Here is an 11,370-nt window from a genome sequence, read left to right as displayed (position 1 = left end):
GCCGAAATTTTCCGTCCTTGAAGATAAACTGCACAGCTTGAATGACGCGCTGACCAGCAGGTACCCGGTCCACTATTACGGATTTGTTTCGCAGCGCGGGCAAGACGTGATCCTCATGTTTCCTGGCGGCAATCCAACCACACAAGCCTGGAAGGTTGAGTACTACGAGAACGGTAACTGGGTGGCACATAATTTGCCGAGCAAAGTATTTTCAAATCTCGAGCCCGGCGCCGAGCTTATCATCCGCGTGACACCTGGCAATCAGCAGCATGGAACGAGTATTCCCTACTCACTGAATTTTGGATCGTATCCGGTTCTCAAAAAATACGATCTGCATGACGAACCGGGGGTGATCAGAATTCCTAGCGGGTATTCGGAGCCAGGATGGCTGGCTACTCAGGTTTACAAGGAGGCGCTTCTTGAGGTTAAGTTTACGGATACTAAAGGTGCTCCACTTGAGGGCGGCGTGGCACTATTTGTTCTGAAGTACAAGGAGGATAATGCGACTGCTCAGCTTCTTCTAACCAGTGATACTAACGGCCTGGCCTCTCGAAAAGTGGAGCTCGGCCGATGCGACGGCGGAACGGAAGCATTAGATTTCGTTGACAAACATCTAGGATTCAATACATGGCGTAGTTATTACAAGGTAGCTGTTTATGCGATCGGAAATAATTCTGCCGGAAATACAGTAAACGCACCTCATACGTTTACCTTAGGGCATATCTGCACGCAGCGACTAATACAAACGGTACGCCCGCGCAATTAAGAAAGCCAACACCATGCCCGTCTGGCAGGATGTCGCCAGACGGGCTTTTTTATGCCTCTACCGAAATATCTGAAGAGTCTCGCCGTTCAGCATTCCGCTGAATTTGCAAAATCCATTCCTCACCCACCTTATCAAGAGGAACATTAAAAATCTTTTGAAAGTCGATGACAAACTGAAAATCATCAATATCCAGGTTGTATCGACTGCCAAAGATCTCACGATCTCTATCATGATCGACGAGCGTCATCATCCCTCTGGCTACCGACTGCAGCGCGGCTTTAAATCCGTCACGTCTGCTCATCAGGTCAACAACTACTTGCTGGTCATTGTCTGTGAGGCTCGAATCATAATCGATTATTTTTATATCAGCGTCTCTGTCCAAGGTATATCCAAAGTTTTTGCTCGCGATCTTCGGATGGGTGTCGGCCAGTTCCTTCATGAATCTATCGTGGTCCAATTTTGCCAAACCAAGCTCAAGCCTGACCGATATTTCTTTGTGAAATACATAACAATATCGATTTGAGACCTGTTCAAAGCCGGGATCTGTTAGCCATGGTTCTTCTTGGTATTCATAAAACGGCTTCGCCTTTGGTTCAATTGCTGCTGAATCAATGACTTCCTCCACCTCGGCATTCTTACCGGACGGGCTCGCCACTTGGCTGCGTATCAGACTCAGTTGCTGTAAGCAACTAAGCCCATTTTCGATTCCGTTAGTATTCACTACGTTGCCCTCCACTTGGCGTCATATCCAATAACGGCCGCACCTGGAAAACCTTGGCCTGATAACCCAGTAGGAAATTTCCGATGAGCGCCTGAATGTGATGGAGGTCCCAGTTGCAACAAAACGTTTGCCCCACCTCGCAGGATGACGACCCGCCAAAGGCTGGCAGCCAATGCGTTGCTCGTGGCAAAGTGCAGCTCATCTCGCAATCACTCGCTACAGAGAATCCCGGATCTTGGCCAAGCACCGAATCGTATGCCTGCTCCCCGCCCTCCTTACCCTTCAGGCCTGTGCTTCAGCCAGCGGTGATCAGCCCACGCAAAGCTTTGACGCCTATCGACAACTGACGCTGCAGTGGATCCAGCAGCACCGAAGCTTCCAGACCAGCGATCATGCCAACGAGTTGCAGTGGAACGCTCCGCAGGAATGGCGACCGTCAGGTCCGGCGAAAGGCGGCATTCTGTTGGTTCACGGCTTGGGCGACTCGCCTTGGTCATTTCATGACATTGGCGCAAAGCTTGCTGCAGAGGGTTTTCTGGTCCGCACGGTGCTGCTGCCCGGTCACGGAACACAGCCATCCGACATGCTGGACGTTACGCTGGCGCAATGGCAGGAGGTGGTTCGCGAGCAGGCGCAAACGCTCAGCCGCGAGGTGCCCAAGGTTTATCTCGGTGGTTTCTCGACGGGTGCAAACCTGGTGCTCGATTACGCGTATGACCACGACGAGATTGCCGGGCTGGTACTGTTTTCTCCTGCCTTTCGTTCCGACAGTGCTTATGCGTGGGCAACGCAGTGGATTGCCTGGGCGCGCCCGTGGCTGGCCAGCCCCAAAGATCCATTGCGTCCGCTGCAAACGCCGGTCCGCTACCTGAACGTCCCCACTAACGGCTTTGCGCAGTTCTACCGCAGCAGCGTGCTGGCACAAGACCGGCTGAGCGAACGCAGTTACGACAAGCCGGTGTTTATCGCCATTACCCAACACGACTCGGTGCTGGACACTCACTACGTGCTGGACAACTTCAATCGGCGCTTCAGCAACCCGGCCAGTCGCCTGGTCTGGTACGGCGACAGTCCGGCCGACTCGGCAAAGACGCCCAGAGTATTGGTGCGCAAGGATTATCTTCCCGAATACCGAATCAGCCAGTTTTCACATATGGGCCTGCTGTTCTCCCCGGATAACCCGCTGTACGGCGTGGACGGCACACAACGCATCTGCTGGAACGGCCAGGAAACGCCGGACATGCAAAAGTGCCTGGCAGGCGAGCAGACGTGGTACTCGGATTGGGGCTACCGCGAGACGGATAAGGTCCATGCGCGCCTGACCTTCAATCCTTATTTCGATTGGCAGTCGACGGTGATGATGGAAGTGCTGGAGGATGCGCAGGCGCTTTCCAGGTAATGCATGGTTTTTTGTAGGAGTTGCCGCAGGCTGAAATCGCGGTACGTCAGGAAAAAGCTTCGCAGCCTGCGGCAGCTCCTACAGCAATGCATCGCGGCCGGAAATGCTAGTCCGGCGCCAGCCGTTCACGGCTGTTGCTCAAATGCGTCCACATCGCCGCGCGCGCGGCATCGGGGTCCTGGCGGCGGATCGCAGCGAGCAACGCTTCGTGCTCAAGATTCGCCAGATAACCATGATGGGCAAGGTTGGCACCGACGCGCTCGCTCGCGGCAATCCGACTGCGAGGAATGATCGCGCTGCCCAGGTGCTGCATGATTTCCGTGTAATACGGATTACCTGTGGCTTCGGCTATGAGCATGTGAAAACGCCGATCAGCCTCAACGCAGCTGTCTTCCTTGGCCAGCAAATCCTGATAGTCATCCAGCGCCTGACGCATGGCAGCCAGTTGCGCGTCAGTACGGCGCATCGCTGCCAGCGCGACCGCCTGAGTTTCGAGGCCGATGCGCAATTCAATGATGTCTCGAACCCCGGCAACAGTCTCGACCTTGAGGTGCAACCCGGTCTTGTCAGTACGTTCAAGGACGAATGTGCCGACGCCATGGTGAGTTTCCACAAGGCCGGAGGCCTGCAATTTCGAGATCGCCTCGCGCACCACCGTACGGCTGACGCCATGCTCGCGAACGATCTCGTTTTCGGAAGGCAGCTTCTGCCCCGGCGGGATCTTGCCCAGCAGAATCCGCTGGCTCAGTTCGGTCACCAGATCGGTAGCCAGACTGTGGGGTCGACGCTTGGAAGGCTGAGGTATGGGCTGCTGCATGGAGACAGGTCCTGAACAACATTGAGTACGCGTGAGCGCCAGCCGCCCACCTGTTGAGCGCGATCATAGCATCGCCACCACGCGACTTGTCATACAAGCAAGCTCCCACAACTTGTCTAACTTGTATGACAACACCGCAAAACCGAAACTGTTGCTTGTTGGCCGCAGAGGCCATAAACAACGGGTTTAGACGAATCCTGATAAAAAAGACTGCAGCAAGTCACAGCCCGAAAATATAGTCACTTAATCTATATGTAATTGTTTTAAATAGTTTTTTATAAACTATATCAACTTGTCCATGCCGTTGTGCAATGCAATAAGACACAACTGGTTTCGCTAACCCTCTGCAAGAAATCTTGATTTGCCCTCTTGCGCCGCCACGATCTACTTGTATGATGTCTACCGACACAAGCCCGCAGCTTGTCCTGACCCGCATAAAAATAACGAGTGGGAGATTCATCTGTGAACACGTCCAACACCCAGGCGGGTGATGGGGTAGATTCGACATTGGTTTCAGCTGTTTCCAAGGTCAAACGCCACATCCTGCCTTTGTTCGTCATCATGTTTATCGTCAACTACATTGATCGGGTAAACATCGGCTTCGTGCGATCGCACATGGAACAAGATCTGGGCATTGGCGCAGCCGCCTACGGCTTTGGTGCCGGCCTGTTTTTTATCGGTTATGCCCTCTTCGAAGTTCCCTCCAACATGCTCCTGCAAAAGGTCGGCGCCCGTATCTGGCTGACACGCATCATGTTCACCTGGGGCGTCGTTGCCACCTGCATGGCCTTCATCCAGAACGAGACCCACTTCTACATCCTGCGTTTTCTGCTGGGCGTTGCCGAAGCCGGCTTTTTCCCGGGCGTGATCTATTACTTCACCCGCTGGCTGCCAGGGGTTGAGCGCGGTAAAGCCATCGCAATCTTCCTCAGCGGCTCTGCGATTGCCTCGCTGATCTCCGGACCACTCTCTGGCCTGCTTCTGCAGATCACCGGGTTCGGCATGAAAGGCTGGCAGTGGATGTACTTCATCGAAGGCATGTTTTCCGTCTGCCTGTGCGCCTTCGTCTGGTTCTGGCTCGACTCCAAGCCTCACGATGCCAAATGGCTCACCCGTGAAGAACAGGACGCGCTGGTCAATGCCATTGATGAAGAGCAACGCGTCCGTGAAGCCGCCAACCCGGTCAAAGCGTCGATCGGCAAACTGCTCAAGGATCGCCAGATCATTCTGTTCTGTCTGATCTACTTCTTTATCCAATTGACGATTTATGCCGCCACCTTCTGGCTGCCGAGCATCATCAAGAAGATGGGTGACCTCAGCGACATCCAGGTCGGACTGTTCAACTCGATTCCGTGGTTGCTGTCGATTGTCGGCATGTACGCTTTCGCCGCCATGTCCGCCAAGTGGAAGCGCCAGCAGGCATGGGTCGCCGCCGCATTGCTGATTGCAGCTGCCGGGATGTTCATGTCCACCACCGGCAGTCCGGTCTTCGCCTTTGTCGCCATCTGCTTCGCTGCACTAGGCTTCAAGTCGGCATCTTCGCTGTTCTGGCCGATTCCCCAGGCGTATCTGGATGCCCGGATCGCTGCAGCCGTGATCGCGCTGATCAACTCGGTGGGTAACCTCGGCGGTTTCGTTGCGCCTACGACGTTCGGCTTGCTGGAGCAGCACACCGGCTCGATTCAGGGTGGGCTTTATGGACTGACCGCAACCTCAATCATTGCTGCCATCATCGTATTCGCTGCACGCAACACCCCGAAGCCCGGCAAGATCCCGGCAGAGCCGACCGCACCCACGGCTGCCCACTCTTGATCGCTCGCTACGACTATTAAAAGGACCTATGACAATGAATCAGAACCTGAGCAAAGCACCCGTTATTACCAGCATGCAGGTCGTACCGGTCGCCGGCCACGATGACATGTTGCTGAACCTCAGCGGCGCGCACGGCCCTTACTTCACTCGCAACATCGTCATCCTGCAAGACAACGCCGGACACACCGGCGTCGGCGAAGTCCCGGGTGGCGAGCGCATCCGCCAGACGCTGGAAGACGCTCGCCAACTGGTGGTGGGCAGTTCGATTGGCACCTACCAGAAGATCCTCAACGACGTGCGCAAAACTTTCGCCGAACGCGACTCCGGCGGTCGCGGCCTGCAGACCTTCGACCTGCGCATCACCATCCACGCAGTGACCGCCCTGGAAGCGGCCCTGCTGGACTTGTTGGGTCAGCATCTGGACGTGCCCGTCGCAGCCCTGCTCGGTGAAGGCCAGCAGCGTGATGAAGTGAAAATGCTGGGTTACCTGTTCTATGTCGGCGACCAGGGGAAGACCGATCTGGCCTACCGCAAGGAACCGGATGCCGATAACGACTGGTTCCGCGTCCGCCATGAGGAAGCGCTTACCCCTGAGGCGGTGGTACGTCTGGCTGAGGCCGCTCAGGCCCGTTACGGCTTCCAGGACTTCAAACTCAAGGGCGGCGTACTCAGCGGTGATGCAGAAATCGAGGCGGTCACAGCGCTGGCCGAACGCTTTCCGGAGGCCCGGATCACGCTGGATCCAAACGGCGCCTGGTCACTGAAAGAGGCGATTCGTCTGTGCCGCGATCAGCATCATGTGCTCGCTTACGCCGAAGACCCTTGCGGCGCGGAAAACGGCTTTTCCGGGCGTGAAGTCATGGCTGAGTTCCGCCGTGCTACCGGCCTGAAAACCGCGACCAACATGATCGCCACCGACTGGCGTGAGATGGGCCACGCCATTCAACTGCAATCCGTGGATATTCCATTGGCCGACCCGCACTTCTGGACCATGCAGGGCTCGGTGCGGGTGGCACAAATGTGCAACGAATGGGGCCTCACCTGGGGCTCGCACTCCAACAACCACTTCGATATTTCCCTGGCGATGTTCACCCATGTAGCGGCTGCTGCGCCGGGCGATATCACCGCCATTGATACCCACTGGATCTGGCAGGACGGCCAGCGCCTGACCCGTGAGCCGCTGCAAATCGTCGGTGGTAACGTGCAGGTTCCGAAGAAACCGGGCCTGGGGGTAGAGTTGGATATGGACCAGGTGCACAAGGCGCACGAGCTGTACAAAGGCATGGGCCTGGGTGCCCGTGATGATGGTGTCGCCATGCAGTTCCTGATTCCGGACTGGAAGTTCAACAACAAGCAGCCTTGCCTGGTGCGTTGAATTCAGTGTGGTGGGACCGCCCAAAGCCGGTCCCACGACACCGCTGACCTTAACCATACTTGCCAAGCCTGGCATGCGGCGCGCAACCCCCTTGCGCGTCGTTTTTTATGGCGCGACAGAGACGCATGCTAAGGTTTGTGAATCCTTTGCAATGAAGTCCCGCCATGTCCCATATCGCTCATACCCACCCACGTTTGAGCATCGCCACCGCACTGGGCCTTGCCAGCGGTTTCGCCGCAGCCATCATCGCTCCGCAGATATCCATCACCAGCAAATGCCTGATCGCCTGGAACGTTGGTGTCTGGATTTATCTGCTGCTGATTCTGATACGCACTTTTCGCACCACCGCGGCAGATGCCGAACGTATTTCCATGATCGAAGATGAAAATGCCGGGCTGGTACTCGTCACCGTTTGCGTTGCGGCACTGGCCAGCCTCGCGGCGATCACGCTGGAACTGTCCGGCAGCCGGGAAATGACCAGCAATGACCGCGCTCTGCACTACGCATTCACAGCACTGACCGTAGTAGGCTCCTGGCTGATGACCGGAGTAATCTTCAGCCTGCATTACGCCCGTCTCTTCTATACCTGGACAGGCAAGGAGCCTGCTTTGCGCTTTGCCGACGGCGAGAAACATCCGGATTACTGGGACTTTCTGTATTTCTCCTTCACGCTCAGCGTTGCCGTTCAGACCTCGGATGTTGGCGTTGCCACACCGGGCCTGCGCAAGATTGTCCTGGCCCAGAGCCTGATCGGCTTTATCTTCAATACGGCAATCCTTGGTTTTTCGATCAATCTTGCCGCCGGGCTGTTTGGCTAAGCAGCAATCTGGCGCTAATGTGGCGGCACAACCCTGAAAAACGTGGATAAAGGCGAATCTGAGATGACCCGAGCGAGAATTGCGGTGCTTGATGACTGGCAATCCGTGGCCAGCGAAGTGGTGGACTGGTCTGTATTGAACAGCATTGGCGAAGTCAGTTTTCTTCACGATTACCCTGCCGACACCGCCACCATGGCTGCGCGTTTGCAAGACTTCAATGTCATTTGCGTCATGCGTGAGCGCACAGTATTTGACGAGGCGCTGCTGGCTCGGCTACCCAACCTGAAGTTGCTGGTGACTGGCGGCATGCGCAACGCCGCGATCGACGTCAAAGCCGCCGGGAAAGCAGGTATTCAGGTGTGCGGTACCGAAAGCTACAAGCATGCCGCACCCGAGTTGACCTGGGCGCTGATCATGGGCGTAACACGCAATCTGGTGGATGAAGCCAATTCGCTGCGCAGCGGCCAATGGCAGATCGGCATTGGCAGTGACTTGCACGGCAAGACCCTGGGTATTCTCGGCCTGGGCAGTATCGGTAAATGGATCGCTCGCTACGGTCTGGCGTTCGGCATGAAAGTCATTGCCTGGAGTGAAAACCTCACGGCTGAAGCGGCTGCTGAGTCTGGCGTAACTTATGTCAGCAAGCAGGAACTGTTTGAGCAGGCGGACATTCTTTCCATCCACCTGGTGCTAAGCGAGCGCAGCCGCGGCCTGGTAGACGCGCAAGCATTGAGCTGGATGAAGCCGACGTCTTACCTGATCAATACCTCTCGCGGCCCCATCGTCGATGAAGCCGCGCTGATCGAAACCCTGCAAGAACGACGTATTGCCGGGGCTGCACTCGACGTTTTCGCTGTCGAGCCGCTGCCTGTCGAGCATCCATTCCGTACACTGGACAACCTGCTCGCCACGCCTCATGTGGGCTATGTCACGGAAAATAACTACCGGATGTTCTTCAGCCAGATGATTGAAGACATTCAGGCCTGGCATGCCGGGGCGCCGATTCGGGTGTTTGGTTAAAGCTGAGCCGAGCCCTGCTGAAATGCCGCTCCCACAAGGTTCTGCATCTACAGAAATAAACCGAGAAGTTTCAGGAGCAACACCATGACCCCAAACGCATTCGGCCTCGACAGCGTGCTGCTGGTCATCGACATGCAATATGACTTCATGCCAGGCGGTGCTTTAGCGGTGGCCGAGGGCGATGCGCTGGTGCCGCTGATCAACCGGCTTGGCGAGCAATTCAGCGCTGTCGTCATTACTCAGGACTGGCATCCGGCGGGGCACATTTCCTTCGCGTCCAGCCACTCCGGGCGTATTCCGTTCGAGGTCACCATCCTGCCCTACGGCCCACAGACGCTCTGGCCGGATCACTGCATTCAGGGCAGCCATGGCGCGCAGTTGCACAGCGAACTGGACCTGCCCCATGCGCAACTGATTCTGCGCAAGGGCTGCAATTCGCACATCGACAGCTACTCGGCGTTTCTCGAAGCCGATCGCCAGACACCCACAGGCCTGGCCAGCTACCTGAAAGAGCGCGGCGTGCAGAATGTGTTCGTGGTTGGCCTGGCGTTGGACTTCTGCGTCGCGTGGTCGGCACTGGACGCCAGGGCTGCGGGTTTCACTACGCTGGTCGTCGAAGATGCCTGCCGCGCCATCGACATGAATGGATCGTTAGGCAAGGCCTGGCAGGACATGTCAGCGGCCGGGGTGACGCGCATTCAAAGCAGTGAATTACTGAAGTCGTAAAGACGGCTGTGTCGGGAGAACAACGTCTGCCTGACACACCGTATCGCGACCGTCGTGACCTCCGATGGCTCCTACGGAGATCAGCTGTTGCCACAGGATCTCAACGCTCCCGGCTGAGGCTCTTCACCGACAGATCCAGCGCCTTCTGCATGTCCAGACGTGCTGAACGACCGACGTTTTTATCATCCATCTGATAGTTACGCTCCGACGGTAGAATCGGCGCCGTCAGGTCATCAGCGTCCATCGCTTCGAAGTCAAAGTTGCCGCCAATGGGCATGGCGCTGCGTCGTAGCAGCATACGCAGCTGCTCGGGCGTCAACTTCGGATTGATGGACAGCATGGCCGCGACAATCCCGGTGACCATCGGTGTGGCGTAGGACGTCCCGCAATGCACTGCGCCTTGCTCGCCAGAAGTCAGAGTCGATGCGCGTGTGCAAGCCGCAGCCATGATATCGACGCGGCTATCGACGTTGGATGATTCGCGCTTCTCGACGTAGGCCGGATCATCGATAGGCAAATCATCATCCTTGCTGCGTTGATGCCCGCCTACCACCAGTAATTGATCAGTGATGAACGACGAAGGCAGTCGATACTCATCCGTGCCGGAGAACGAAGAACCGTTACCGGCCGAATTGATCACCACCACATCAGGGTGTTTTTGCCGCAACCAGAGGAAAAACTCCTCCAGCAATTCCTCGTAACCTGACATGGCGATGCCGGAACGAATCAGCGAATCCACCTCATCGCCTTGAACATTTTTCGCGCCGACCCTGTGCAGGCCCCAACTCCAGTTGATCACCCTTGCTCCGTCTTCCACGAGGTTCACCGAAGCCGCGACATTGGCGGTAATGCCCGCGTCAGAGTTTCGCTCAACAATCACCTCAAAGCCGTTGCTGACGCCGTCCAGCGCTCGGAGGAAGCCGGTATTGCCACCTTTGCCGGTATCCGCCGCCAGAATTCCTGCCACGGTGGAGCCATGCCCGTCAGGCTTGCCGGCATCGCGGGCATACAGACAGGTACGTGGTTTGCCTGATTTGCAGTCGCCCAGGTAGTCGGCAAAGTCAGGGGCATCGAAGTCCACCTCACGTTCAATGACGCCGATGCGGATCGGCACCGGCTTGATCGGCGAGGTGACAGCGGGAATCCTGCGTTGGTAATAGTTGACTGCGTCCATGAACCGGTTGGCAGCCCACTGATCCTGAGTAGGTTTGGCTTGCTTGCCATCGCTGGGTGCGGCTTCGGCTTCCGGAGACTCGGCAGCGGACTCTTCAACCACCACCGCGTCGACACTGACTTCACTGCCAATGCGCAAAACCATGGCGTCGCGCTGCACCAGATCAGTGACCGGCAGGCGCAACTGGTAAGTATTGAGTGGCGCAATCGAGCCAACCACCGTGGCACCGAATTTGTTTGCGATGCGCTCGGCTTCTTTTGCGGCCGGGAATTTCTCCTCGATGATGACGCTGACCAGGTCCACATAGCTGGTCAGGCCATCCATATTCTTCGCCACCTGCTGAGGCGTTGCAGCCAGTACATGACTGCCCGCCATGCTCAGCCAGACCGCATTGCTGCTCTGTCCGCCCTGCTCCAGCCACAACGGCCCGCTGCGCCAGTCGGCAGCGGTCAGGCGTAATTTGAGCCGCTCGCCGTCGCGTTCGAACAACTGCGCGGGCAGCGCTTTGCCATCCAGTTTGAGCTGCACATCCCCAGGCTTGAGCCCTTGCACACCGATACAGAATGTCTGCTGCTCACGCCCGAGCAAATCGTCGCAGCGTTGCAGGCGCTCGACCCGCAAGGCCTGATCAGCCTGCACCGACGAAACACCCGCCAGAGCGGCCATGAACACGGGGAACAGCGTACGGCTTAGCATTAAACATACCTGAGGATGTGACGTTAGCAGTCTGACTGCTACGTCA

The 11,370-nt window shown here is 56.7% G+C and carries 10 protein-coding genes; 7 read left to right on the top strand and 3 right to left on the bottom strand.

The features are described 5' to 3' along the window. Positions 1-37: 37 nt before the first annotated feature. Positions 38-766 (top strand): hypothetical protein, encoded by a 729-nt coding sequence (locus EE949_RS24310; RefSeq protein WP_431194226.1) that lies wholly within the window; start codon positions 38-40, stop codon positions 764-766. A 49-nt stretch (positions 767-815) separates the two neighbouring features. On the opposite strand, the gene EE949_RS24305 is transcribed toward EE949_RS24310, so the two are convergent. After that, positions 816-1,487: a hypothetical protein gene (locus EE949_RS24305; protein ID WP_122666609.1), complete on the bottom strand. Its 672-nt coding sequence runs from the start codon at positions 1,485-1,487 to the stop codon at positions 816-818. A gap of 235 nt (positions 1,488-1,722) precedes the next feature. Between EE949_RS24305 and EE949_RS24300 the strand changes: the two genes are divergently transcribed. Continuing rightward, entirely contained in the window at positions 1,723-2,886 is a 1,164-nt protein-coding gene (locus EE949_RS24300; RefSeq protein ID WP_122666645.1) for an alpha/beta hydrolase, read from the top strand. A gap of 106 nt (positions 2,887-2,992) precedes the next feature. Here EE949_RS24300 and EE949_RS24295 read toward each other — a convergent pair whose 3' ends face one another. Then, the gene (locus EE949_RS24295; protein WP_122666608.1) at positions 2,993-3,703 is read right to left on the bottom strand and encodes a FadR/GntR family transcriptional regulator; all 711 of its coding nucleotides are present in this window, start codon (positions 3,701-3,703) and stop codon (positions 2,993-2,995) included. 462 nt (positions 3,704-4,165) lie between these two features. On the opposite strand from EE949_RS24295, the gene EE949_RS24290 reads away from it, so the two are divergent. From EE949_RS24290 to pncA, 5 genes are all read left to right on the top strand, one after another. Next, positions 4,166-5,515, top strand: a complete 1,350-nt coding sequence (locus EE949_RS24290; protein WP_122666607.1) for an MFS transporter — start codon at positions 4,166-4,168, stop codon at positions 5,513-5,515. Positions 5,516-5,549: 34 nt separating this feature from the next. Next, positions 5,550-6,890, top strand: a complete 1,341-nt coding sequence (gene gudD / locus EE949_RS24285; protein WP_122666606.1) for a glucarate dehydratase — start codon at positions 5,550-5,552, stop codon at positions 6,888-6,890. 164 nt (positions 6,891-7,054) lie between these two features. Beyond that, positions 7,055-7,708: a DUF1345 domain-containing protein gene (locus EE949_RS24280; protein WP_122666605.1), complete on the top strand. Its 654-nt coding sequence runs from the start codon at positions 7,055-7,057 to the stop codon at positions 7,706-7,708. Between the two features lie 63 nt (positions 7,709-7,771). Further along, positions 7,772-8,728 carry a D-2-hydroxyacid dehydrogenase family protein gene (locus EE949_RS24275; RefSeq protein ID WP_122666604.1) on the top strand — a complete coding sequence of 319 codons (957 nt, stop codon included), beginning with the start codon at positions 7,772-7,774 and terminating at the stop codon, positions 8,726-8,728. Between the two features lie 84 nt (positions 8,729-8,812). After that, on the top strand, positions 8,813-9,454 hold the full coding sequence (gene pncA / locus EE949_RS24270; RefSeq protein ID WP_122666603.1) for a bifunctional nicotinamidase/pyrazinamidase: 642 nt from the start codon (positions 8,813-8,815) through the stop codon (positions 9,452-9,454). A gap of 100 nt (positions 9,455-9,554) precedes the next feature. Here the strand turns inward: pncA and EE949_RS24265 are convergent, their stop codons facing one another. Then, positions 9,555-11,324, bottom strand: a complete 1,770-nt coding sequence (locus EE949_RS24265) for a S8/S53 family peptidase (RefSeq protein ID WP_122666602.1) — start codon at positions 11,322-11,324, stop codon at positions 9,555-9,557. Positions 11,325-11,370: the final 46 nt, after the last annotated feature.

This window comes from Pseudomonas viridiflava, assembly GCF_900602065.1.
In the GTDB taxonomy this organism is placed as follows: Bacteria; Pseudomonadota; Gammaproteobacteria; order Pseudomonadales; family Pseudomonadaceae; genus Aquipseudomonas.
This window is presented reverse-complemented; position numbering and strand designations above follow the sequence as displayed.

Coding starts and splice junctions, on each gene's coding strand:
- pncA (WP_122666603.1), top strand. CDS start 8,813: ATGACCCCAAACGCATTCGGCCTCGACAGCGTGCTGCTGGTCATCGAC.
- EE949_RS24280 (WP_122666605.1), top strand. CDS start 7,055: ATGTCCCATATCGCTCATACCCACCCACGTTTGAGCATCGCCACCGCA.
- gudD (WP_122666606.1), top strand. CDS start 5,550: ATGAATCAGAACCTGAGCAAAGCACCCGTTATTACCAGCATGCAGGTC.
- EE949_RS24275 (WP_122666604.1), top strand. CDS start 7,772: ATGACCCGAGCGAGAATTGCGGTGCTTGATGACTGGCAATCCGTGGCC.
- EE949_RS24295 (WP_122666608.1), bottom strand. CDS start 3,703: ATGCAGCAGCCCATACCTCAGCCTTCCAAGCGTCGACCCCACAGTCTG.
- EE949_RS24265 (WP_122666602.1), bottom strand. CDS start 11,324: ATGCTAAGCCGTACGCTGTTCCCCGTGTTCATGGCCGCTCTGGCGGGT.